Origin of the sequence: Rhodococcus sp. NPDC057014 (assembly GCF_042673295.1) — a bacterium.
Lineage (GTDB): Bacteria > Actinomycetota > Actinomycetes > Mycobacteriales > Mycobacteriaceae > Rhodococcus_F.
In genome coordinates this window covers 14,836-38,677 of sequence record NZ_JBHUSF010000014.1, presented here as the reverse complement: position 1 = coordinate 38,677, position 23,842 = coordinate 14,836, and the positions used below count along the sequence as shown (strand labels likewise).

The following is a 23,842-nucleotide window of genomic DNA, read 5'->3' as shown; positions in this document are numbered from 1 at the left end:
CGCACCACGGGCGGACACCGAGTCAGACGTAGTTCTCGAGAACGAACTGTGTAAATCCCTTGCGGATCAGGCGCACGGCCTGCTTCTGCCCCTGGCGCAGCACGGACTTCGGCACCCACACCTTCGGTTCCACCGCCATCGTGAGTTGAACCGACGTCCCGCGTGGTGTGGGGACCAGTCGGTACTCCCCTTCCTGGCACTTCTGCTTCTCGCTCTCGAGAAGCGTCCACGACATGTGCTCGTCGCCGATCCACTTGTGCTCGGCGAGCTGAGTGTCCGAGACACCGAGAACGGCGAGCGTCATACGCACGGTGCGGGGGCGTCCGTCGTCGAACCGGGACTCGACGACCACCTTCTTGTGCACCGCCGACCACTCGGGGATGCGTTCGACATCCACCAGCGCGGCCATGACCTGTTCGGGGCTCGCCTCGATCTCGAACTCGCCTGATACCGACAACGCCATCTAGTTAGTCTCCTCGTTTCCGGGTGCGCCTACGTGAGTGGCATTGCGTCCTCCAGCACGCTTTGCCACTCACCTGACCTACAGTTCGGACGCGTAGCGCTCCAGCATGGCAGCAAGTTCCCCGGGGCGCGCGAGTGCCGCGAGATGTCCCGAGTCGATGACCTCCGGTGCGATGCCCAGCCGCTCCCGGACGATCCGCTGCATGAAGTCGAGCGGGAACAGCCGATCACGGCTGCCTGCCACGACCCGCGTCTTCACGAACGGCCACGCCTCCGCCTGCCACACCGTCCCGAACGGAGTATCGGACATGACCGGCTCTTCGTGGCTGAACGCCTCCTCCGTGACGTCGTCGGGCACGTCGTGGAAGAACAGCGCCCGCAGGTCGTCGGGCGCGTCCGGGTCGCGGCCCTCCAGGAGGTCGAACGCCCGCTTCGCCTCCGGCTGACCGGTGGTCTCCCACCACCTCCCCGGCGCCTCCCCCGGCGCGGGCAGCATCGGCGCCACCAGCACGAGCAGGTCGACGTCGACCTCGCCGCGCTGACAGACGATCGCCGCGGTGAACGCGGACATGGACTGCGCGACCAGCACGATTGCCCCCTCGACGTCCTCGACCGCATCGACGACGACGTCGGCGAACTCGTACTGGCCCGCGTCGTCGTCCCCGTACGGCAGGTCGACGGCGATCACCGAGTGCCCGCTCCCCTCCAGGATCGGCGCGACGCGGTGCCAGTACCACGAGTCGGAGCCGGCGCCGGGCAGCAGAACGAAGGTTGCGGGCATCTCGACTCATCTCCTGTTCCGGGACACGAACGGGTCGAGTCGAGCCTAAGCGCTACGTGAGCGGGAATGCGCGTCCGAGGACACTTTGCCGCTCACCTGTGGGAGTGAAACGGCAGCGCCGCCCGGGGCGATACACACCATAGATCGGACGAGTCGATCCGATCGTGCCGGGAACGACCACACACGACGAGAACCGAGCTGACATGTTCACCAACCATCTCTTCGGCGGAATGACCGAACAGGAAATCGACATCGAGATCGCCGACGAGTTGGCGGCCTGACGCAATTCCCCCGTACGTGAGTGGCGCCGCGCTCCCCGGCACACCGTGCCGCTCACGTACGAATCGCGTTCATGCTCAGCGCCGGTCGGCCGGTTCGCCCCTCCGCACGGCAGCCATCGCCAGCCGCTCGAGATCGTCCGCGGAGTATCCCGGCCAGCCGTGCAGGATCCGGCGCCACCGGTCAGGGACCGCCGACGCACCCCACCGGGCACCGAGCAACCCACCCGCGATCGCCGCGGTGGTGTCGGTGTCGTTGCCCGCCCGGACGGCCCGCTCGAGGGCCAGCCGAAGGTGATGCGGCCCCGAATCGTCGGCGCCGCTGATCGCCCACCACGCCGTCTGCAGGGCGTGGACCACCCAGCCGTTCTTCGGGAAGTCGGCGGGTGTGCCGCGTTCCGCCCGGTCGAGCAGCGGTCCCCAGTACTCTCCGACCTCGGCCGGCGCCACCTGCAGGTATCCCCGGACCCCGTCGAACGTCCCGAACAGCACCGCGTGCCGGATCGCGTGGGACCACAGCCGGCACGCCTCTCCGGCGCGCTGATCGTCGTGAGTGAGGGCGCCGATCTGGAACGCGGCCTCGGCGCACGCCTCGGCGTCGTCGAGATACGCCAGCGCGACCGGCGCCGTCCGCATCAGCGAACCGTTACCGCCCTTCCTCCCCGTGATGCTGCGCGCCCGCTCCTGCATGGCCGCGGCCGAGCGGTCGCGGGCCGACAGCACGGCGCGCGTCTGATTGCCGACGTCGGGCGGATTCGAATCGATCCACCGAACGAACTGCGCAGCAACGGCATCCAGCCCATCACCCCGGCCGATGTCCACTCCCGACGCTGCCACCTCCGCGACGGCGACGGCCATCGACGTGTCGTCGGTCCACTCCCCCGGCGCCCAGTCGAACATGCCGCCGCCGACCATGTCGATCACCGCATCGGCCGCCGGGATGGTGAACTCGTATCCCGCCCCGAGTGCGTCGCCCGCAGCGGTGGCGATCAATACGCCTGCGGCCCGGTCGGTCTGACGTTCGGTCAGCTCCACAAATCCCCCTTGAATCGAATTTGCTCCAAGGTTAGATCATTACCGCTCCAACTTGCAAGGCTTCTACGTGTCGGCAGGTCGGCGTAGCGTCACGTAAACATTGTCGACGGAGGAGTGCTCATGTCGGGCGAACTGTCGTTCTTCGAACTGGGTGTGGCCAACACGGAGCAGGGCCGAAAGTTCTACTCGGCGTTGTTCGGCTGGGAATTCGAATCCGGACCCGGCGGATCGGGTTATTCGATCACCACCCCGAACGTCCCGGGCGGGATCCACGGCGGCGACGAGGGCGCCGGCCCCTACGTCTTCTTCCAGGTGCCGGACCTGGACGCCGCGGTCGAGCACGTGCTGGCACTCGGCGGCACGATCGATGCGGTGGATCTCGGCGAGGATCCGGAGTCGGCGGCGAAATTCGGACGATTCAAGCTGTGCCACGACGACCAGGGGTCCGCATTCGGTCTGCACCAACCACCCTCCGGCAGCTGAATCAGCGCGCCAGGAACGGAGATTCCCAGGCGCGCTGATTCGGATCGATCGGTTACGGCTCGTTCGGCGAGTCGCCCCCGCCCTCGTCACCGCTGTACGTAGCCGGTTGCGGCAGTCCGTCCTCGGGGCCGTCGCACCAATTGTCGTACTGGTTGTACGGTTCGGCACCCCACGCCGGGACGTTGTTCTCGTACGGTTCCGCCCAGTCGTCACAACCCGCCGGGCCGTACGGCGGAACGCCGGGAGGCAGAGGCGCAACATTATTGGGCGCCCGCACGGGTACGGCTACTGAGTCGAGCGCGTCACCCCAGGCGACACCGGATGTTCCCAAACCGATCGAGGCCGCGAACACAGCGACCGCAGCCAATCTCATGCCGACCTTCATCGTTGCCTCCCATAGGTGAATAACGCTGCCTAAGGGCTGTACCCAAAGACAACGTAAACAATCCTCGAAGCGCGAATTTCGTGGATGAAATTCGACCGACGGTCGGTTTCGGTTCACGACCCAGCCACACGACGGCACGGGCCTCGTGTGAACGATTCCGTCGAATCAGGGATTGACCGTCCGGCCCTGGTCGTCGTTGACCGGCGGCTGCTGCGCGGAAAGCCCGTCCTCGGGACCGTCGCACCAGTTGTCGAACTGGTTGTAGGGATCGCTGCCCCACGCCGGGACGTTGTTCTCGTACGGTTCCGCCCAGTCGTCGCATCCGATCGGACCGTTCTGCGGGAATCCGGGTGGCATCGGCTGAATGACATCCGGCCGACGCACCGGCACCGCCGAGTCGAGACTGCCGCCCCAGGCGACACCGGATGCTCCCAAACCGATCGAAGCCGCGAACACTGCCACCGCGGCCACCCTCCTACCCATTCTCATGATTGCCTCCGTTGGTTTCATGGCCTCCCCCGGTGCGGTACCCAGAAACCCGGAAAACAATCCTCGACGAGGGTGTTTCGTCCAGAAAATTCGACGATCAGTCGGTTTCGGGGCGGCAGCGCACGTACATCTCGGTCACCGACGTCAGCACCTGCTTGCCCGATCCATTGAGAATCTCCGTCGCGACGGTCACCAACGCCCGTCCACGACCGTCGCGCTGCACGTCCTCGATCAGCAGGTTTCCGGTCAGCACGTCCCCCGGCCGCACCGGCCGGAGAAAGTTGACGTCACGCATCCGGCTCCCCGCGATGACACTCCAGCGGGCGTAGAGAGTGGTCGCCGACAGCCGCTGGCACACTGCGATCGTGTGCACACCACTCGCGATGAGACCACCGAAATAGCCCTCATCTGCGGATTCGCGGTCGATGTGGAACGACTGCGGATCCCACTGCCCCGCGAACTCGAGCACCTCGTCCTCGGTCACCGTGTACGAGCCCAGCTCGAACTGCTCGCCGACCCCGAGGTCGTCCGCATAGACGACGTCACACTTGCTGTCCACCACAAACCGTCCGATCATTCGCTCGTGCCTCCACGAACACGGAGACTCCGTCGAGGATATGACCGCACAACGGATGCGGCGACAGCGCCCTGCTTCCGGCCTCAGGAAGGGCGGTCGTCAGTTCTCGTCGTACCGCGGCCACCCCGGAAACGGAGCAAGCGTCGGGTACGGGGCGTCGTGCGGGAGGTTCACCTTCTGCGGACGCACATCCCTGGCATCGGGCATCCGCGAGTCGCACTCACGATCAGCTTCGATGCTGGCGGTCGCAGGTTGGTGGTGACGGATCGTCCATCCAGCGAACATGTCCTGCGCAGGTGCCCGCTCGGGTCCAACTGAATCAAGGGCAACACTGTCCACGACAGACGTGGTTGGTGCAACTAACTCGATCTCCTCGGTTCCGACGGACGTGGACCCGATGTTGTAATACTTGCCGTCGTCGCCCAATCTCGTGACCGCGTAGTCTCCCGTGCACACGGTCGCAAACCATCCCCTCGGAGTTGGCGACAGCCATAGAAGGTGTTCGAACTGGGTCCCTGTGTACCGGGCGACAGGCTGGCTGCTTCTGCCGCCGTAGTTCCAGCGTCCTACCTGAGCGGCCGTCGCGTCGAGGAATCCCGGGTAACCTTTCTCCACGCTGTGAGTGCCAAGTGCGATGTAGTAGGACTCCAAATATGCCCTGACAACAGTTGATTCGCGGCTTGCGAGATCGATCCCCGGTTCCGCAGTCCATCGGAAATTGAAACCGATGTTGTCCGGCACCACGTACGCGGCCGACAGTTCTGCGGGCATTGGCTGATCACGAGCCTCACTACCTGCCTCACACCCAGTCAGGGTCGCGACGACCAACACCATCGTCACAAGACGCGCCCTCATCGACCGGGCGCCGGAGTCAGAACTTCATCACGACCACCATTCACGGCAATCGTGAACGAGTCGATGTCCACCAGGCCGGCATTGACGATGTAACCGTTGAGTACTGCTTGTAGAACCGGCAGAGAGCGTTCCGGCTCAACTGACGCAATCTCATCGAAGCTCTTCAGCGGACCGCCCGGGCCTTCAGTGAAGGAATCGAGTCGCGGGAACGGGTCGAGAACTCCCCCGTTCTGTTGCTGAAGCCCGAGCGCGATTTGGTAGTAATGCTGAGCAAGGCTCGTTTCGTATGTGACCTCGCCGTTTGCCTTGACAATAGCCTCTGGAACCGAGCCCAGCACAGCGCTCTTGAAGGTTGGGTCGGCTAGGTCCATGCCAGTGGAAAGAAAGGGACCGACCGCAGGGATGAACTCGACGCCCTTACCAATCGCGGTACGAATGGTGTCGTACGCAACGCCCTTACTTTCGAATCCTGCCGAGTTTTCCGAGGTGGCGTCGCCCAGCCGGTCGTTGAACTCGAGATCAAGACCCTTGTCGACCACTCCCTGCAAGCGCCCCGCCCAGCTACCGTATTCCTGAACCCAGTTGTGCGGATCATGGTCACCGACCGCCCACGCCTGCTCGAGTTGTGCGGACATCCCGAATGCCTGCGCATTGAGATATGCCGCGGCATCAGCATTCGAATCGATCACCGAGAACAATCGAGAGGCATTGTCGATGCCGAATCCGTGGCTGCCGGGCGGCCCCGCGAATCCATTGTTTCCGGTGAATTCTTGTGGAGCACCCACCATTTCAGCAACGTAGGGAGCCACTACCTTACCCAAGGCCTGCGTAATTTCGGGGTTCACCTCGCCGATGGCCTGGCCTTTCATCCCGGGGATGTCGAGCAGTTCGGCGTCTTTGGCGGCGAGGATCTGTGCCAGCCCGAAGGCCGATTCACCGGCTTGTCGCGATCGGAACATCTCTCCGGGGTCCGACGGGTCGGAGGGCCTGGCGTCGTCGGCGATCCAGTCGAACATCCCGGCGACGTTCTGTTCGCCGCCCTCGGCCCAATCGCGTTGGAGCAGCGGCATGATGACGTCGTCGCGGTTGTAACCGGTCGGCATGCCTTCACCGGACAGGATGTTGTGGACGGCGGCATGGTCGCGGCCACCGACCCCGACCATGTCCTGCAGGAGTGTGTCGACGCCGTCGCGGCGCAGAACGTTGTGGTCGAAGGAGTCTCCGATCAGCAGACTCTTGTCGTTCGTGGCCGACGCGATCTCGCCGGCACGGGAGAGAAGATTCTCGCTCAGCTCGCTGCCCTGCTGAACGGCAGGGTCTGCGAGTCCGAACGCCTTGGTGAATCGCGCCAGGTCGTGGCCGTTGTTGACGACCGTCGACGGCTGCGGGGCGTCGTTCGCACCCTTCGTGAGGTTGCCGGTCGACGTCACCGGCCCCTCGAACAGCCCACGAAGGCTTTCCGGGATATGACTCCGTCCGCCGACGTCACCGGCCGCACTGCCGACGTTGTAGTTCGACACGACGGCGAGGCCGTTGGACAGCGCGCTCGCGGCCTCCGTGCGACCGTTCTCGGTGTACTGCTCGGACAGTGCGAGGAAGCCGTCCTTGCCGGCCGCAGCGTAGAACTGCTGGAGGAAATCCATCGTTCCCTGCGGAACGTCGGCGACCTTGCCGCCGTCGGCCAGCGTCTTCACTTGCGCGGGGGTGAGCCCGGCGGCGGCGATCTCCCGGGTAACGCGGTCACGGACGTCCTGCGGAATGTCGGAACCGCCCCGCGCGACCTGCTCGCCCAACTCGGTGCCCTCGTGACCCGACAGGCCCGACGACGCGGGGGCGCTCGCGGCGACGGCCCCGAGGGCCTCCCGGATCGCCGTCGCCATGTCCCGATCGGCGTTGTCGAGTTCCGTCAGGGCCCCATCGAGCCGGCTGCGCCAGTACTCCATCAGGTCGGCGTACTCGGCGGCTTCAGCCTCACTCATCGTCTTCGGCTGACTGACGATCTGCCAATCGTCGGAGACGGTGAATCCGTCGGTCGCCGCCTTGTCGACCACGGTGGCGACATAGTCTCGCGCGTGACCGAGGCGATCGGCCCCGCCCACCAGGGCGGTCGACAGATCCTCCAGATCGTCGGCGAGCCGACGGATTTCCGCCCGCTCGGTGTTCGCCCGCTGCTCGGCAGCCGCCTGCGACGGACCGCGCCAGTCGTCGTGGAGGCCCAGATCCGCGACGACCCGATAGACGTCCTCGGCCCGGCTTCGCGTGTCTTCGGCGGTCCGACCGATTTCCTCGCCCGCTGACCTCAGGTCCTGCGGGTTCCAGACGTGCAGTTGCGACCTACGCGGAATCACAGCTCTCCCATCGCCGACAGCTGCGAAGCGAACGTCGTGTCGGTGACGTCGTAGTTCTCGGCCCCGTCACCCGCGATGAACGCCATCTCGTCGATGCGGCTGGCTGCGACTCCGAGCGCGGACGCGAGAATGTCGCCGGCGTCCCGGCACGCGGCGGAAGTGTCGGACCCCTCGACGGCCCGGCCCGCGCTGTCGAAGCTCCGCCGGCCGCCGAGCGCCTCGACCTCACGGGCGATGGCGCCGAGCGAATCGGACATCGCACGGAGCATGTCGGGGTCGACCTTGACGACCGTGACGTCCGGTCCGCCGAGCACTGGCGGCAACCCTGGGATGCTGGCCAGCGGAGGCTGCGTCGCACCTGGGCCGTCCAGTGAGCCGATGACACTGTCCGGCCACGTCATATCGCCCTCTGACATCGACTTTTCCCCCTGTTGTCTGCATCGAGGTCCACCCCTGGACCCCGGCCACCGAGACGCTCGGCGACCGTGGAGAGAATAGCGGACCCCGCCCACACGGACGCATGACCACAACACGGTTGTGCACCGGTTCGGCGGGTACACAGATTGGGAATGGCACGAACCGGGTATCGAGACGAGATGGCCATCACCGATATCAAGGAGTACAGCCACCTCACCGAGGCGGACGTGGAGGCGCTGGGCGCGGAACTCGATGCGATCCGGGCCGACATCGAGGAGTCCCGCGGCGCCCGCGACGCGCGGTACATCGACCGGACGATCAAGCTGCAGCGGTCGCTGGCGATTGCGGGCCGGGTCGTCCTGTTCGGCAGCCGGAAAAGACCGGCGTGGCTCCTGGGTACCGCGTTGCTGGGTGCGGCGAAGATCATCGAGAACATGGAACTCGGCCACAATGTCATTCACGGCCAATGGGATTGGATGAACGATCCCGAAATCCACTCGTCGAACTGGGAGTGGGACAACACGTGCCCCTCCTCGGGGTGGAAGCACTCGCACAACTACGTGCACCACAAGTTCACCAACATCGTGGGACTCGACAGCGACGTCGGTTACGGGATTCTGCGGATGACCCGCGATCAGAAGTGGTCGCCCGTCTACCTGGCGCAGCCGTTCTACAACGTGCTGCTGGCGTTGCTGTTCGAGTGGGGTGTCGCGCTGCACCACCTGGACGTGGAGAGCATCCGGCGCGGCGACTACGACCGCGCCGAAACCCTCCGCAACGCGAAGGAGGTGGGCCGGAAGATCGCGCGGCAGGTCGGCAAGGACTACGTGGTGTTCCCGGCGCTGACCGGACCGGCGTGGAAGAGCACTCTCACGGCGAACGTCACGGCCAACGTGATCCGGAATCTGTGGGCCTACGGTGTCATCTTCTGCGGCCACTTCCCCGACGGTGCCGAGAAATTCACCGAGGAGGAATTCGACCAGGAGACCAAGGCCGAGTGGTATCTGCGTCAGATGCTGGGCTCGGCGAACTTCCACGCGGGCCCGGTGCTCGCGTTCATGAGCGGCAACCTCTGCTACCAGATCGAGCACCACGCGTTCCCGGATCTGCCCAGCAACCGCTACGCGGAGATCGGCGTGGAGATGCGGGCGTTGTGCGACAAGTACGACCTCCCGTACACGACGGGTTCGCTCCCCCACCAGTACGGGCTCACCCTGCGCACCATCTTCAAACTCGCCCTGCCCAACCGCTTTCTGTCGGCGTCCGCGGACGACGCACCGGAGACGGCGTCGGAACTGCGCTTCCGCATCCGGGGTGGAATGAAGGAAGTGTTCGGGGTCGACCCAGCGACCGGTACACGGCGCGGGCTGCGCACGGCGCTGGCGATGATCCGTAACTGACTAGGACGTCCACGCGTACCGGAAGCGTTGCGCGACCTCGTCGACCGGTTTGTCCCGGTACTCGGCGTGCTCGTAGCGCTTGACCGCCGCCAGCGCTTCGACGATCAGCGGACCGAACAGGTCCCGCGCGAGTGCCGAGGATTCGAATGCCCCGAGCACGTCGGACGGCAGGGTCGGGAGGTGGTCGACGGCGTGCGCGCCTGCCAGGTTCGCCGGGTCGACCGACACCTCGTCCGGTAATGGAAACGCACCGGCGATCCCGTCGTGGGCGGCGCCGAGAACGGCGGCGCCGCTCAGGTACGGGTTGGCGGAAGGGTCGACGGGTTTGATCTCGAGGTTCGCACCGTGCGGGTTCCCGGCGGTGTCCGTGCACAGGCGGACCGCTGCCTCGCGGTTCTCCAGCCCCCAACAGCGCGACACCCCCGACCACATCCCCGGACGCAACCGCAGATGCGACAGCGCCGATCCGGCGAGAACCGCCGTGAACTCGGGTAGCGCCCGCAGGATCCCGGCGATCGCGGCGCCACCGGCGGCCGTCAGCCCGTGTGGGCCCGGACCTCCGGACAGGATCGGCCGATCGTCCTCGGCGAACGACACGTGCTGGTGGGCGCCGTTTCCCGCACCGCCCGCGACGGGCATGGGCGAGAACGACGCCCGCATACCCTGGGCGCGCGCGGTCCGGCTGATCAATGCGCGGGCCAGCACCACGTCGTCGGCCGCCGTGACGGGATCGGCGGGGGTGAGCGACACCTCGAACTGGTTGAGCCCGGCCTCGGCGTGGACCTGTTCGATCGGCAGTTCGGCCGCCGCTGCCGCGGCGAGCAGTCGTGCGAAGAATTCGTCGTGTGCGAGAACGGCGTTCAGTCCGTACGCGGACCATTCTTCGGCCGTCGCCGCGGCGAACAGCGTGAACTCGATCTCGTGGCCGATGCGCGCGCTCAGCCCGGATTCCGCGAGCCGCGCCGTCACCCGCCGCAGCGCATCCCGGGTGCAGGCGAGCGACGGCGTTCCGTCCTGCTCGGTGAGGCACGCCGGCGCCCAGTACGTGCCGCCGCCCAGGTTTCTCACGTCGTCGGCGTCGATCCGCAGCCGAAGGTCGCCCACCACGGAGAAGGACGGCGTGAACGCGAGGTGGTCGTCGATGCAGAACACACTCCAGCTCGGCGAGGCGCCCGCACCGGCGCCGACGAACGCGGACAGTCTCGACGCGGGCAGCACCTTCGCCCGGGAGACCCCGGCCATGTCGACGATCGAGCCGACGATGCGGTCGGTGGGGCCGAAGCCGTTCTGTGCGCCGCGCATCAGTGCCTCGCCACCACCCCGGTCATGCACCGAGCAGCTGGTGCGCTCGCAGACCGACGTACAGTTCGGCGGCGTCGATGGGGTCGGCGAAATCGCGTCCCGTCAGCGTGTGGATTCGGCGCAGCCGGTAGAGGACGGTGTTGCGGTGGTAATGCAGCTGGGTGGCCGCCGCGGTCGTGGAGCCGCGGCAGGAGAACCAGGCGTCGAGGGTGGCGAGCAGGCTTTCCTGTTCCTCCGGGGGCAGCGCCAGCACCGGTCCGAGGATCTGGTTCGACGCGAGCTTCCCGGCGTCGGGAACACTGACCAGGAGCAGCGACACCGGCACCGACTCGTAACGGGTGACGGTACCTCCGCTGTGCCCCGCGCAGCGGCGGGCGATCCGCGCCTGCTCGACTGCCCGGCTCGTCCCGCCCGGACGTCCGAACGCCGAGCTGACCCCGATCCGTCCGTGACCGGTGCGGCCCAGGACGTCCAGTGCCGAATCGAGGACCTCGGCGGTGGCGGCCCACAGCAGCCCGACCCGGCCGTCGACCTCCGTGTCCCACACCGAGTCGACCCCTGCACCGCGAAGGTCCGACTGGACGACGTCCGCTGCGGACGGGGACGCCGCCGCCTCGACGGACACGACGAGGAATGTGCTGTTCTCCGGAATCCGGAACGTGCGGAGGGCGTCGGCGGCGCCGGCCGGGTTGGCGGCATGGTCGCCGAACAGGGTGCGGATCAGCCGGCCCCGCGACTCGGCGTCCTCGCGGGCCCGCAGGTCGGCGGTCTCCCGGTAGGCCTCCGCGGCGCTGTCCGAGTAGACGTCCACCAGCGCCCACACCTGAGCGGCCATGTCGAGCAGCGCATTGGTGGCGCGTCCCTCCGAGCGGTTCATCAGTTCGTCCCAGATCAGGCGGCCACCGAGCCGGAACGCGTGGAGCAGCGCCGCGAGCGGCACCCCCTGTTCCGCCTTCAGCTGCCCGGCCGCACGCGCCGCCTCCAGCCGGATCGGCGCACTGCCCGCGAGGTTGCCCAGCATCGCCGTCAAGTTGTCGACGCACGCCGCGTACAACTGCTCCGGGGTGAGGAGGGTCGCCTCCACGTAGCCGTGCTCGGCCGACAGGATGCGCGAGACGAGTTCCTCGGACAACTGGTCGACCGACTCCAGCATCGAGCCCAGAAGCTCGGTGGGCGACGGCGCGACATCCGGGCTGACAGTCATCCGGCAAGACTATCGACCCGACGAAGTCCACGCCATCCCCCTTTTTGTGCGACGGCATAGCCCCGGTGGTCACATTGACAGCCGCGGCCTATGGCGCAGCGCCCGCAACGGGGACGAGAATCGGTGTTCTACGCCACAGAAATCTTCCCATCCGTGGCGCGGTCCACCATGTACTCGACCCGAGCGGAGCTGTCCACCGTGAGCACTTCAGAACCCGAGGCCACCTCCCCCCACCCGGAGGTCGATGCGGCCCTCGCCGACCTCGCCGAGGGCGAGAAGACCTGGGCCGACCTCACCCTCACCGACCGCCGAACACTCCTCGACAAGGTGCACGACCTCACCGTGCAGCACGCCGCCGACTGGGTGGACGCCGCGGTCGCGATCAAGGGCCTGGACCCGAAGTCGCCGCTGGTCGGCGAGGAATGGATGTCCGGACCGTACCCGCTGGCCACCGGCACCGCGGCACTGTCCGCGAGCCTGGCGAAGCTCGACGCCGGCACCAGCCCACTGGACGGCGCCACGTTCGGCACCGCGCCGGGCGGCCGCACCACCGTCAAGGCGTTGCCGCTGAACATCTTCGACAGGCTGCTGCTCAGCGGATTCAGCGCGGACGTGTGGCTGCAGCCGGGAATTGATCGTGCGACGGCACAGCGCGACGCCGGACTCGCCCAGCGGGACCCGTCGCGGACGCAGGGCGTCGGCGTGGTCCTGGGCGCCGGCAACATCACCTCGATCGCCCCGCTCGACACCCTGTACGAACTGATCGCGCACAACCGCGTCGTCGCCCTCAAGCTCAACCCGGTCACCGACCGCCTGCTGCCCGTGCTGACGCGGGTCCTCGAACCGCTCATCTCGATCGGCGCGGTCCGGTTGCTGACCGGCGGCGCGGAGGTCGGGACGTATCTGGTGCACCACGACCGGGTCGACCACGTGCACATGACGGGCAGCGCGCTCACCCACGACGCGATCGTGTTCGGCACCGGCGAGGAGGGCGCGCGGCGCAAGGCGGCGAACGAACCCCTCCTCGGCAAGGCCATCTCCAGCGAACTCGGCGGCGTGTCCCCCACCATCGTGCTGCCCGGCGAGTGGAGCCGCGCCGACATCGAGTTCCAGGCCGAACACATTGCGACGCAACGACTGCACAACGGCGGCTACAACTGCGTCGCGGCGCAGGCCGTGGTCGTGTCGTCCGAGTGGAAGCAGCGCGACGAGTTCGTGGCCGCCCTGAAGGAGGCGCTCGACAAGGCACCGGAACGCACCGCGTACTACCCCGGCAGCGACGCCCGGATCGCCGGCGCCGTCGCGTCGTTCCCCACCGCGGCCCGCCTGGGCGAGAACGGTGGACGCGTCCTGGTCACCGATCTCGAGCCCGGCGCCTACGCCCCACTGCTGCAGACCGAGTACTTCGCACCGGTGCTCGGCGTGATCGACCTTCCCCACGGCGGCGCCGAGTTCGCGGCCCACGCCGCCGACCTCGTCAACGCGGACTTCGTCGGCACACTCGGGATCAACATCGTCGCGGCGCCGCAGACCATCCGCGAGATGGGTGCGGAGTTCGACTCGCTGCTCGAGAGCCTCCGCTACGGGACCATCGCCGTCAACGCGTGGACCGGCGTCGGCTACCTGACCGCCACCGCCACCTGGGGAGCGTTCCCCGGCCACACCCTGAACGACGTGCAGAGCGGCATCGGCGTGGTGCACAACGCGCTCCTCATCGACCGGCCCGAACGCACCGTCGTCCGCGGCCCGTTCGGTCCGTCGCCGCGGTCGATCCTGAACCGCGAGATGTCCATCTCGCCCAAACCCCCGTGGTTCGTCACCAACCGAACCGCCGCCACGACGGGCCGATTGCTGACAGGATTTGCCGGTGCACCCTCATGGACCCGGCTGCCGGCGATCTTCGCGTCCGCGCTGCGCGGGTGAGGGCTGCGAGTCCTCGTCCCGTCACCCCCGTCGAAGTGGAGATGAACGATGAATCAGGAACTGTCTGTGGCCGACTACGTGATAGTGGGGTCGGGTTCGGCAGGTGCGGTCCTCGCCGACCGGCTCAGCGCCGACTCCGGCACCGAGGTCGTGGTCCTCGAGGCCGGCGGTGAGGACAAGGACAAGTTCGCGCACATCCCCGCCGCCTTCTCGAAACTGTTTCGCAGTGAGCTGGATTGGGACTACCTGACGGAGCCGCAAACCGGGCTCGGCGGGCGCACGATCTACTGGCCGCGCGGCAAGATGCTCGGTGGCTCGTCGTCGATGAACGCGATGATGTGGGTGCGCGGATTCGCCGCCGACTACGACGAGTGGGCCGCACTCTCCGACGACACGTGGTCGTTCCGGGAAGTGGTCAAATACTTCCGCCGCATCGAGAACGTGCAGGACGCGTCGGACGCCGACACCGGCACGGGCGGACCGATCGTCGTCTCGCACCAGCGGAGCCCCCGCGCCCTCACCTCATCGTTCCTCGCGGCCGCCGAGGAGACCGGGTACCCCGTCGAACGGGCGAACACCACTCGGCCCGAGGGTTTCTCGCAGACCATGGTCACGCAGAAACGGGGCGCACGGTGGAGCACGGCCGACGCCTACCTGCGGCCGGCACTGAAGCGGAAGAACCTGACCGTCCACACCGGCGCCCAGGCCACGCGGGTGCTGTTCGAGGGCTCCGCCGCCGTCGGCGTCGAGTACGAGAAGGACGGGGTGCGACGCACCGTCCGCGCCGCGAAGGAAGTGGTCCTCGCCGGCGGGGCGATCAACTCCCCGCAACTCCTCATGCTGTCGGGCATCGGCGACGAGACCCAGTTGCGGGCGCACGGCATCGCGGTGCAGCAGCACCTGCCGGAGGTCGGGAAGAATCTGCTCGACCACCTGGTGTCGTTCCTCGGCTACCGCGTCGATTCGGACTCGCTGTTCGCCGCGGAGAAGATCCCGGAACTGCTCAACTACCTGACCCGTCGCCGCGGCATGCTGACGTCGAATGTGGGCGAGGCGTACGGCTTCACGCGCAGTCGGGACGATCTGGCGCTGCCCGATCTCGAGATGATCTTCGGGCCGGCACCGTTCTTCGACGAGGGCCTCATCCCGGCGACCGGGCACGCCGCGGTGATCGGCACCATCCTCGTCAAACCCGAGAGCCGCGGCGAGATCTCGCTGCGGTCGGCGGATCCGCTCTCCAAGCCGATCATCGATCCCCGCTATCTCAGCGACAGCGGCGGAGTCGACCGGCGGGCGATGCTCGAGGGACTGCGCCTGTGTGACGCCCTCGCGTCCGCGCCCGCGCTGAAGTCGCGGCTCGGCAATCTGATCCGCCCGGCCGTGGAGCCGAGCACGCCGATCGACGAGATCCTCGAGCGGGCACTGCAGGAGAACGCGCACACGCTCTACCACCCGGTCGGGACGTGCCGCATGGGCAACGACGACGCGAGTGTCGTCACACCCGACCTGCGGGTTCGTGGAGTCGACAAACTGCGGGTCGCGGACGCGTCGATCATGCCCGCCATCATCCGCGGGCACACCCACGCACCGTCGGTCCTCATCGGTGAGCGGGCGTCGGATCTGATCCGGAACTCGTAGGGCGCTTCGCGCCCCGTGCGTGGTTAGCGAGTGCAGAGACTCGTTAACCACGCACGGGCGGCGGAGCCGCCTAGTAGCGACGCGCCGCGTAGAACGGCATCGAATCGAGCGGCGACTGCTTGACGGGCTGCCCGGCGGTGGGCGCGTGGACGACCGTGCCGTTCCCGGCGTAGAGCCCGACGTGCTGCGCCCCGTTGAACAGGACCAGGTCACCCGGTTGCAGGCTGCCCTTGTCGACGGGCGATCCCCCGTTCAACTGGTCGTAGGTGGTACGGGGCACCGAGATGCCCACCTGCTTGTACGCCCACTGCACGAGGCCCGAGCAGTCGAAGGAGTTCGGCCCGGTGGCGCCCCAGACGTACGGCGAGCCGATCTTCGACTCGGCGGCGGCGAGGGCCTGGGCGCCGTGGGTGGCCGGCATCGCCGGCGGGGCCGGGATCGGTCCCGGCAGTGGCCCGGGGTTCGGAGCCGGAGCGGATGGAACCGGGGGCACTGGCGGTACACCCGGTACCTCGAATGTCCCGATTCCTGGGATGGTGATCGGCTCCGCTGCAGCGGGAGCGACGGGAAGCAGGAACGCTCCCACTCCCACACCGGCGGCGATCAGAAGACCGCCGGTCGAAAACTGCAGACGATTGCCCCGACGCAATCTATGCTTGGCCATTGAGCTGAGTCCTTCAATCTTGTGGGTCCGGCGGCATCCGTGCCGTTCGGACGAGACGTTAGATAACATCCCGGTCACGAACTCAGCGGACAACGGCCGAACGGCCCATACACATACCTGTTTTTGCAATACAGGTAGATAACGATTCGATATCGAACCGACCGGTCCGGCACGAAACACCGGAAACAGGTATGCCTTCGGGTAAATCGGCCCGTTACCGACGGCATCCCCGTCGTCCACGCTGTGTGCGTGTCACTGACCCAGAACTCAGAACCCGAGATCTTCGGGGAACCCGCAGGTGCGGACGCCACGACCCTCACGGTCGTGGGTGCAGGCGCGCCCGTCGTCTTCCTGCACGGATGGGGACTCACCCCGCGGGTGTACGACCGCAGCCTCGCGATGCTCGCTCAGCAGGGGCATCGCGTCGTCACGCCGACACTCCCCGGCTTCGGCGGCACTCCCGATCACGCGCCCGAGGACCGCACCTTCGCCGGTTACGCGGCCTGGCTCGGACGGTTTCTCGACGACGCGGGAATCAGTGAACCGGTCACCCTGGTCGGCCACTCGTTCGGCGGCGGCGTCGCCATCCAGGCCGCCCACGACCTTCCGGAGCGGGTCACGCGCCTGGTACTGGTCAATTCCGTCGGCGGCGGCGCCTGGTCGTCCGACGGCTGGCACACCCGGCCCATCGACGAGCGACCACTGTGGGACTGGGGCGCCTCGGCCCTGGGTGAGGCGCTGTCGATCCGGACCATCGCGCACACGACGGCGTCGCTCGTCAACGGTTTTCTGCCCAACGCGCTACGGGATCCGGGTGCGGTCTGGCGAACGGCACACCTGGCCAGACGGGCGGATCTGCGCCACGAACTCGGCGTCCTCGCCGAGCGGGGCCTACCGGTGTCCCTCCTGTGGGGTCGCGGGGACCGGACAATTCCCCTCGCCAGCTTCGAGTCCATGAGGAACGCGCTACGCAATCCACGCGTCATTACCGTGACAGGCAACCACGGCTGGCTGATCCACGACCCCACCTCTTTCGCCGACGCCGTCCGCCGGGCACTCCACAGCCCGTGAGTGGCCTGCGAGTGTAGGGACTCGCAAACCACGCACGGGCAGCGGAGCTGCCTACTTGCCGTTCGCGTACGGGTTGTAGTCGTTGGTGAACAGGCCCTCCGCCGTCGTTCCGCCCGGTTTCAGCACCCCCAACCGCACGCCCTGGTCGATCCAGATCTGGAACTCCCCGGGATCGATCACTCCCCCGGCCGCAGGCACGCCGGCACTCTTCCACTGCCGGACGAACTCCGTCGACTCGTTCCGCCCACGACCTTCGACAATCTTCACGAAACGATCGACCACCTCCTCCTTCGGCACCGTCTGCGTCCACCGCACGGCGCGCGCGACGCCCTGCACGAAGTCGCGGACGGCGTCCTCGTTCTTCGAGATGAAGTCGTTCCGGAACACCACCGACCCGATCCCCAGCGGGCCGGTGAGATCGACATCCGTGAACAGCGGCGTCAGCCCGCCCCGGCCGAGCGCGGCATCCTTGACGATCCCCCCGAGATTCCCCACGTCGATCTGCCCCGACCGCAGTGCCTGTTCCGTGTTGTTCGGCGGCACCACGGTCAGCTCCACCTGGTTGATCTCGTCGTTGGTCAGGCCGGCGCGGAACAGCCATTCCTTGATGACGTACTCGTGGTAGGCGCCGAGGGTGTTGATGCCCACCTTCTTCCCGATCAGATCGCGGGCCGTCCGGAGGGGGCTGCCGTCGAGGACGTAATAGCCGTTGAAGCTGTCGGCCTCGGTGTCGCCGTCCGAACCGTATACCGACACGACTCCGGTCAGCGGTGCCCCGGCGTCGACGAGTTTGGCGATGGCACCGTTGAAGGCCGCCCCGAAGTCGGTCTCCCCGGTGGCCGCGGACTGGATGCTCTGCGGCCCACTCGTCGTGTCCCCCAACCACTCCAGGTGCACCTTCTCGAAGAACCCGAGATCCTCCGCGAGCTCGGGGAAGGTGACACTGGCCGGGCTGCCCTCGTACCGCAGCACCGTCTTGCCGTCCGCCGTCGTCCCGCCGCCCGAGGACGACCCACCACATGCCGCGACCACCAGCGCCACGGCCGTGACCAGCACCGCGGCGGCGAACGATCTGTTACGGCGCAACCCGATCGGCGACTCAGCCCTCATGTCGACGTCCTCTGGCTCAGTCGGAGCCGTGGAACGCGGTGCCGGCCACCGACCGCGACGGCTGACCGTCGACGCCGACCGGAACATCACCTTCGACGGTGGTGCGGTACAGCACCCGCACGACGTCGAGATGATCGAGGTCGGCCGGCGCGAGGTGCGCGGTGATGCGGTTGTCCCACACCCCGATGCTGTTGTTCTGCCAGCGAACTCGAACCGTGTACGCCGGGTTCGTGACCTCCTCGAACAGCAGGTCGAGGATCCGGTCGCTCTGCGCCGGGGAGACCCCGAGGATGCGGCTCGTGAAGCCGGGAGTGACGAACAGCCCCCGCTCACCGGTCTCCGGATGCAGGCGGACCACCGGATGCTCCGTCACGATCGGCTTGGTCGTGACGTTCTGCTCGGCGTCACTGCCCGCCTCCCAGCGCTTCTGCCGTCCCCCGAACCGGTGTTCGGCGCGCAGGCCGTCCACGAACGACTTCAACGATTCCGGCAGATTCGCGTACGCCGCCGCGAGATTGGTCCAGGTGGTGTCGCCCCCGACGTCGGGGACCAGTTCCGATCGCAGGAACGTGATCGCCGGCGGGTTCACCAGCGCCGAGACGTCGGTGTGCCAGAAGTTCGCGTAGCTGTACTTGCGGGCACCGCCGCGGGCCGCGTACTTGCGGCTGTCCACCTCCAGGATCTCCGGGTAGCCCTCGGGGGCGTTGTAGTCGTAGGGATGGGCGGGTGTCACCTTCCCGAAGTGCCGGGAGAACCGGATCTGCGCCGCGTGGTCGAGGGGCTGGTCGCGGAAGAACAGCACCTTGTGGTCGAGCAACGCCTGCCGCAGTCGTGCGGCGGTGGCCTCGTCCAGGTCACCCGCGAGATCCACACCGCCGACCTCGGCGCCGATATAGCCGGCGATGGGTGCGATCCGGAGTTCGGTGGCGACACCGGGACGGTCGTCGATAACTGTCATTGTCGTCTCCTTGGTTCTGTGCGCGGCTGACGAGTCCAGAGACTCGCTAACCACGCACGGGCGGCGAAGCCGCCTACTTCTCGCCGCGGAACGCCGCACCGGCGATGGACGTGGATTCCTTGCCGTCGGGACCGACGGGAACGTCACCCTCGAGGGTGGTGCGGTACAGGACCCGGGTGACGTCGAGGTGGTCGAGGTCGGTGGGCGCGAGGTGGGCGGTGGCACGGTTGTCCCAGAACGCGAGACTGCCCGGCGCCCAGCGGAAGCGCACCGTGTAGGCGGGGTTCGTCACCTCGGCGAACAGGAGGTCCAGCAGGCGGTCGCTCTGCGACGGCGACACCCCGACGATCCGGGCGGTGAACCCGGGCGTCACGAACAGGGCCCGCTCCCCCGTCTCCGGGTGTACCCGGACCACCGGGTGTTCGGTGACCAGCGGGTTCTCCCGCGTCTTCTGGGCGTAGCTGCTGTCCTCGGCCCACTGCGGGTGCCGTCCGCCGAATCGGTGCTCGGCGCGGAGGCCGTCGACGAGTCCCTTCAGCGAGGCCGGCAGACCCTCGTAGGCGGCGACGAGGTTGGTCCACTGGGTGTCGCCACCCTGCTCGGGGACGAGGTGCGCGCGCAGGATCGTGCCGGCAGGCGGGTTGATCAGCGCGGTGACGTCGGTGTGCCACTTGTTGTCGTAGCTGTACTTCTTGCGCCCGAACCGCTTCTCGTACTTGCGGCTGTCGACGGCGAGGATCTGCGGGAAGCCCTCGGGTGCTTCGTCGTCGTACGGGTGCGACGGCGTCACGTCACCGAACTTGCGGGAGAACGCGATCTGTTCGGCGTGCCCGATCTCCTGGTCGCGGAAGAACAGCACCTTGTAGCGATGCAGGGCGTCGCGGACCTGCGCTACCTCGGTGTCGGCCAGTTCTTTCCGAAGGTCGAGCCCGGAGATCTCGGCGCCGATGTGCCCGGCGACGGGACGGACCTCGATCGCGGTGTCGGCGGACCGATCGGAGTCGGTGGGCGCGGCGGTGGTGAGGGTCATGGATACTCCTGAGTTTCGGGCTGAATCGATACGTCGCGATCATCATCGAATCCCGAACCACGTTGCTACAATAGTATTTTCACAATGCGAAAAAGGTTCACCCTGAGTTTTTCCCTACCGGAACGCGGGAAATGCGGTTCCGGCGCCCGCACCGATCCGCGCCGCGACGCCCCGCATCGGCGGCACGATCTCCCGCACCAGATCGTCGGTGAGTCGCCGGCGGAGCGCCTGGACCCCGAGCGCGCCGCGGGACCGTCCGTCGGCGTCGAGAACGGGAACCGCGACGGCGAGCACGTCCCGGTTCTCGGAGGAGAAGGCTGCAGCGTACCCCCGCCGCCGGACCCGCTCGAGGTCCGGGGACGCCTGCACCGAACTGCCTCGCCGGGCGGACGCCGTGCCGAACGCCAGGATCGCCATGCCCATCGCGCTGGTCTGCAGTGGCTGACGCGCACCGGGCAGCTGATGCGTGCAGAACCGCTCGGGTGGGCGTGCGGAGAAGACGGTGACCGCGACATCGTCCTTGGCGACGCCGAGGCTGGCGGTCAGTTTCACCCGCGCGGCGAGCGAATACAGGTGCGGGGCGAACGCTTCGGCGTCGTGCCGCCCCAGCGACGGCACGGCGAGGGAGATCAGATGCGGCCCCACCCGGTAGCAGTCGGTGTGCTCGTCGCGTTCGAGCAATCCGCCGCGGACGAGGGCCTGCACGATGCGATACGCGGTGCTGACCGCCAATCCGGTGCGGGCGGCGAGCGCGCTGACCGTCAGGTCGGTGGCGCCGCTCTCGAAGCAGGCGAGGACCGCGATTGCCCGTTCCACCGCCTGCGACCCCGACCGCGGTGAATTCACAAGGCCTCCTTACTGTCCGGACGCAGTCAGGCCGACCGCGCGGCGCGATACTCGGGAAGCGGAACCGCGAAGCGGTCGCGCAGGGTCTTCTCCGCGTATTCGTGGCGGAACAGTCTCCGCTTGCGCAGCAGGGGCACCACTTCGTCGACGAAGGCATCGAGACCGGACGGGAACGCGTCGGGCATGAGGTTGAATCCGTCGGCCGCCTCGGCGCGGAACCACGCCTCGATGGTGTCGGCCACCTGTTCCGGGGTGCCGATGACGGCGCGGTGCCCGCCGCCGCCGTTCAACTCGCGCAGCAGCTGGGCGACGGTCAGGTTCCGCTCCCGCGCCAGCCCGACCACCGATTCGCGGAATCCGAGGGAACCCGAGAACGTCGCGGGGTCGGGCGGCCCGTCCAGCAGCGGCGGCGGGATCGGCTGGTCGAGGTCGAGTTCCGCGAGCGGCACGCCGAGCGTCAGACTCAGCCGGTCCCAGCCGAACCGGGCGGGGATGTGCTCGCGGAGCTGCTCGTGTCGAGCGACGGCCTCCGCTTCCGTCGAGCCGATGACGGTGATGAGCCCAGGCAGGATCTTCACGTCGTCCGGGTTGCGGCCTGCCGCCCGCGCCACGTCCTTGACGTGCTTGTAGTGCCTGCGCGCGGAGTCGAGTGTCAGCTCTGCGGAGAACACGCCGTGAGCGGTGCGTCCGGCGAGCTCACGCCCGGCGGGTGATCCGCCCGCCTGCACGAGCGGCGGCTGCCCCTGCTCCGACGCCGGCGCCCGCAGCACGCCGTCGACGTCGAAGAACTCGCTGTGGTGCGACACCGGGACACCGCTGCGGGCGCTCTCCCACAGTGCGGTGACGACGCCGACGAATGCTTCGGCGCGGCGGTAGCGGTAGTCACGGTCCGGGATCTGGTCGAAGCCGAAATTGGCTGCCGCCGTCGGCGAATACGTGGTGACCACGTTCCACCCCACCCGGCCCCCGCTGAGGTAGTCGAGGGAGAGGAAGCGTGCGGCGAGATCGCGCGGGTCGTTGAACGTGGTGGAGGCGGTCCCGATCAGACCCAGATTCTCGGTGGCTGTCGCGACGGCCGCCAGGATCACCGACGGTTCCAGCGCCCGGGTCGGCTTGACCCGGGGGTTCTCCCAGAAGCCGGGACCGTCGGCGAGGAAGAACGCGTCGAGCGTGCCGCGCTCGGCGATCTGCGCGACCCTGGTGACGTGGTCGAGATCGACGAACGAGTGGGCGTGCACGTCGTCGAGCGTCCACGCCCCGGGGGCGATACCCACGTCGAGCACGTTCACGTTGAGCACCAGTTGGCGTCGGGAGCTACTCACTGCTTTGCCTTCCGAATCAGAAGAATCCGGTGTCGGGGAGCGGTGTCTCGTTGACCACGAGGTCGCCGATCACCCGCGCCTTGTACACCGTCGGGTTGTGGGAGAACAGGGTTCGCAGGTTCCGCCAGTGCCGGTCCAGGTGCGCGGACTCCCGGGTGGCCGAGGCGCCGCCCACCTCGAACAACCGGGTCGCGGCCCGGAGCGCGACGTCCTCGATGGACACCTTCACCTTCGCGGCCAGGACCGCGGCGTCCTGCTCGAGCCGGGCGTCGACGCCGGACGTGCGGGCGGCGTCCGCGGCCACATCCTGGGCTGCGGCGGCCACGCGGACCACCGACTCCGCCGCGAAGGCCGCCGCCGACAGTGTTCCGACGACCTCGAGCAATTGCGGGTCGTGCCGCGGTTCCTCGGCGGCAGCGAACACGAAACTGCGCTTGCGGCCACGGATCAGCGCGGCGGACTCGGCCGTGACGGTGCGGAGGATGCCCGCCGCGATCGCGTGCAGGTACAGCTGAGGAAGCGCCTGACGCGGCCGGGTCTCCTCGTCGCCGCCCCGGAACGGAAGGGTCTCGGACTCGGCCACTGCGACGTTCTCGAACACGGTCGTCCCGCTGCCGGTGTGCCGCTGGCCGATTCCGTCCCAGTCGTCCTCGTGGACGATCCCCGCGCGGTCGGCGGGCACAATGGCGCTCAGTGCCTTTCCGTCCGGGACGTTGGCGGAGACCCGGATGAAATCGGAGTACAGCGAGCCCGTGCTGTAGAACTTGACCCCGTCGAGGCGGTACCCGCCGTCGACCGGTGTCAGCGTAGATTCGAAACTGTACGAGCCGACGGCGCGGGTGCTCAGCTCCGAGGACGCGCCGCCGAACAGCTTGCCCGACACGACGTCCGGCAACCATGCCTCCTTGCGCTCGGTGCGCGGGACCCGCAGCAGTTCCTCGACGAACGCGTAGTGGACCCGGATGATGTGCGGAACGTCGGGATCGGCCTCGGCGAGGTCGATCACCAGGTCGAACAGATCCTGCAGGGTGTACCCGCCGCCGCCCTGCTCGCGGGGCACGCGCACGGCCCCGAGGCGGTGCTCGCGGATCAGCTCGACGGCCCGGTGCGGCCCTTCGGTCCCGCCACCGGCACGCCGTCGCGCGGCGTCGTCGGCGATCTCGGCGATCACGGCGGCCAGTTCGGCGGAGCCGCGTGCGGGCGGACGCCCTGCCTCCGGTGCGGGGGCCTCGGATACCGCTGTCATGGTGAATCTCCTGTCTTC

The 23,842-nt window shown here is 67.8% G+C and carries 24 protein-coding genes; 6 read left to right on the top strand and 18 right to left on the bottom strand.

Features of this window, described 5'->3' with window-relative positions:
- Nucleotides 1-22 precede the first annotated feature (22 nt).
- From ACFTZB_RS05020 to ACFTZB_RS05010, 3 genes are all read right to left on the bottom strand, one after another.
- Complete coding sequence (locus ACFTZB_RS05020) at nt 23-463, bottom strand: SRPBCC family protein (RefSeq protein ID WP_072944185.1); 441 nt, start codon at nt 461-463, stop codon at nt 23-25.
- 78 nt (nt 464-541) lie between these two features.
- A complete protein-coding gene (locus ACFTZB_RS05015; protein ID WP_378430386.1) occupies nt 542-1,243 on the bottom strand; it encodes an alpha/beta fold hydrolase in 702 nt (233 codons plus the stop codon).
- A 356-nt stretch (nt 1,244-1,599) separates the two neighbouring features.
- Nucleotides 1,600-2,556: an ADP-ribosylglycohydrolase family protein gene (locus ACFTZB_RS05010; RefSeq protein WP_378430385.1), complete on the bottom strand. Its 957-nt coding sequence runs from the start codon at nt 2,554-2,556 to the stop codon at nt 1,600-1,602.
- 120 nt (nt 2,557-2,676) lie between these two features.
- Between ACFTZB_RS05010 and ACFTZB_RS05005 the strand changes: the two genes are divergently transcribed.
- Entirely contained in the window at nt 2,677-3,039 is a 363-nt protein-coding gene (locus ACFTZB_RS05005) for a VOC family protein (protein WP_378430384.1), read from the top strand.
- A 52-nt stretch (nt 3,040-3,091) separates the two neighbouring features.
- Here ACFTZB_RS05005 and ACFTZB_RS05000 read toward each other — a convergent pair whose 3' ends face one another.
- From ACFTZB_RS05000 to ACFTZB_RS04980, 5 genes are all read right to left on the bottom strand, one after another.
- Nucleotides 3,092-3,424 (bottom strand): hypothetical protein, encoded by a 333-nt coding sequence (locus ACFTZB_RS05000; RefSeq protein ID WP_378430383.1) that lies wholly within the window; start codon nt 3,422-3,424, stop codon nt 3,092-3,094.
- Between the two features lie 165 nt (nt 3,425-3,589).
- A complete protein-coding gene (locus tag ACFTZB_RS04995; protein WP_378430382.1) occupies nt 3,590-3,913 on the bottom strand; it encodes a hypothetical protein in 324 nt (107 codons plus the stop codon).
- A gap of 97 nt (nt 3,914-4,010) precedes the next feature.
- Nucleotides 4,011-4,490, bottom strand: a complete 480-nt coding sequence (locus tag ACFTZB_RS04990) for a MaoC/PaaZ C-terminal domain-containing protein (protein WP_378430381.1) — start codon at nt 4,488-4,490, stop codon at nt 4,011-4,013.
- 99 nt (nt 4,491-4,589) lie between these two features.
- Complete coding sequence (locus ACFTZB_RS04985) at nt 4,590-5,261, bottom strand: hypothetical protein (RefSeq protein WP_378430380.1); 672 nt, start codon at nt 5,259-5,261, stop codon at nt 4,590-4,592.
- Between the two features lie 80 nt (nt 5,262-5,341).
- A complete protein-coding gene (locus ACFTZB_RS04980; RefSeq protein WP_378430379.1) occupies nt 5,342-7,396 on the bottom strand; it encodes a hypothetical protein in 2,055 nt (684 codons plus the stop codon).
- 21 nt (nt 7,397-7,417) lie between these two features.
- Between ACFTZB_RS04980 and ACFTZB_RS04975 the strand changes: the two genes are divergently transcribed.
- On the top strand, nt 7,418-7,642 hold the full coding sequence (locus tag ACFTZB_RS04975) for a hypothetical protein (protein ID WP_378430378.1): 225 nt from the start codon (nt 7,418-7,420) through the stop codon (nt 7,640-7,642).
- Nucleotides 7,643-7,689: 47 nt separating this feature from the next.
- Here the strand turns inward: ACFTZB_RS04975 and ACFTZB_RS04970 are convergent, their stop codons facing one another.
- Entirely contained in the window at nt 7,690-8,094 is a 405-nt protein-coding gene (locus ACFTZB_RS04970; RefSeq protein WP_378430412.1) for a hypothetical protein, read from the bottom strand.
- Nucleotides 8,095-8,289: 195 nt separating this feature from the next.
- Between ACFTZB_RS04970 and ACFTZB_RS04965 the strand changes: the two genes are divergently transcribed.
- The gene (locus ACFTZB_RS04965) at nt 8,290-9,510 is read left to right on the top strand and encodes a fatty acid desaturase family protein (protein ID WP_378430377.1); all 1,221 of its coding nucleotides are present in this window, start codon (nt 8,290-8,292) and stop codon (nt 9,508-9,510) included.
- On the opposite strand, the gene ACFTZB_RS04960 is transcribed toward ACFTZB_RS04965, so the two are convergent.
- Both ACFTZB_RS04960 and ACFTZB_RS04955 read right to left on the bottom strand, forming a co-directional pair.
- Nucleotides 9,511-10,812 (bottom strand): glutamine synthetase, encoded by a 1,302-nt coding sequence (locus tag ACFTZB_RS04960; RefSeq protein WP_378430376.1) that lies wholly within the window; start codon nt 10,810-10,812, stop codon nt 9,511-9,513. It lies immediately after the preceding gene.
- A gap of 22 nt (nt 10,813-10,834) precedes the next feature.
- Nucleotides 10,835-12,016, bottom strand: coding sequence for a PucR family transcriptional regulator (locus tag ACFTZB_RS04955; protein WP_378430375.1), 1,182 nt, complete (start codon nt 12,014-12,016; stop codon nt 10,835-10,837).
- Between the two features lie 198 nt (nt 12,017-12,214).
- Between ACFTZB_RS04955 and ACFTZB_RS04950 the strand changes: the two genes are divergently transcribed.
- Together ACFTZB_RS04950 and ACFTZB_RS04945 are read left to right on the top strand one after the other, a co-directional pair.
- Nucleotides 12,215-13,939, top strand: a complete 1,725-nt coding sequence (locus ACFTZB_RS04950) for an aldehyde dehydrogenase family protein (RefSeq protein ID WP_378430374.1) — start codon at nt 12,215-12,217, stop codon at nt 13,937-13,939.
- 48 nt (nt 13,940-13,987) lie between these two features.
- A complete protein-coding gene (locus ACFTZB_RS04945; RefSeq protein ID WP_378430373.1) occupies nt 13,988-15,577 on the top strand; it encodes a GMC family oxidoreductase in 1,590 nt (529 codons plus the stop codon).
- A 70-nt stretch (nt 15,578-15,647) separates the two neighbouring features.
- Here the strand turns inward: ACFTZB_RS04945 and ACFTZB_RS04940 are convergent, their stop codons facing one another.
- Nucleotides 15,648-16,241 carry a C40 family peptidase gene (locus ACFTZB_RS04940; protein WP_378430372.1) on the bottom strand — a complete coding sequence of 198 codons (594 nt, stop codon included), beginning with the start codon at nt 16,239-16,241 and terminating at the stop codon, nt 15,648-15,650.
- Nucleotides 16,242-16,484: 243 nt separating this feature from the next.
- Between ACFTZB_RS04940 and ACFTZB_RS04935 the strand changes: the two genes are divergently transcribed.
- Nucleotides 16,485-17,312: an alpha/beta fold hydrolase gene (locus ACFTZB_RS04935; protein WP_378430371.1), complete on the top strand. Its 828-nt coding sequence runs from the start codon at nt 16,485-16,487 to the stop codon at nt 17,310-17,312.
- A gap of 51 nt (nt 17,313-17,363) precedes the next feature.
- On the opposite strand, the gene ACFTZB_RS04930 is transcribed toward ACFTZB_RS04935, so the two are convergent.
- From ACFTZB_RS04930 to ACFTZB_RS04905, 6 genes are all read right to left on the bottom strand, one after another.
- Nucleotides 17,364-18,422, bottom strand: a complete 1,059-nt coding sequence (locus ACFTZB_RS04930) for an ABC transporter substrate-binding protein (RefSeq protein ID WP_378430370.1) — start codon at nt 18,420-18,422, stop codon at nt 17,364-17,366.
- A gap of 16 nt (nt 18,423-18,438) precedes the next feature.
- Nucleotides 18,439-19,380 (bottom strand): TauD/TfdA dioxygenase family protein, encoded by a 942-nt coding sequence (locus ACFTZB_RS04925; protein ID WP_378430369.1) that lies wholly within the window; start codon nt 19,378-19,380, stop codon nt 18,439-18,441.
- A gap of 73 nt (nt 19,381-19,453) precedes the next feature.
- Nucleotides 19,454-20,410, bottom strand: a complete 957-nt coding sequence (locus ACFTZB_RS04920; protein ID WP_378430368.1) for a TauD/TfdA dioxygenase family protein — start codon at nt 20,408-20,410, stop codon at nt 19,454-19,456.
- 114 nt (nt 20,411-20,524) lie between these two features.
- On the bottom strand, nt 20,525-21,256 hold the full coding sequence (locus ACFTZB_RS04915; protein WP_378430367.1) for an IclR family transcriptional regulator: 732 nt from the start codon (nt 21,254-21,256) through the stop codon (nt 20,525-20,527).
- Between the two features lie 26 nt (nt 21,257-21,282).
- Complete coding sequence (locus tag ACFTZB_RS04910; RefSeq protein ID WP_378430366.1) at nt 21,283-22,578, bottom strand: LLM class flavin-dependent oxidoreductase; 1,296 nt, start codon at nt 22,576-22,578, stop codon at nt 21,283-21,285.
- A gap of 16 nt (nt 22,579-22,594) precedes the next feature.
- Nucleotides 22,595-23,824, bottom strand: coding sequence for an acyl-CoA dehydrogenase family protein (locus tag ACFTZB_RS04905; RefSeq protein ID WP_378430365.1), 1,230 nt, complete (start codon nt 23,822-23,824; stop codon nt 22,595-22,597).
- Nucleotides 23,825-23,842: the final 18 nt, after the last annotated feature.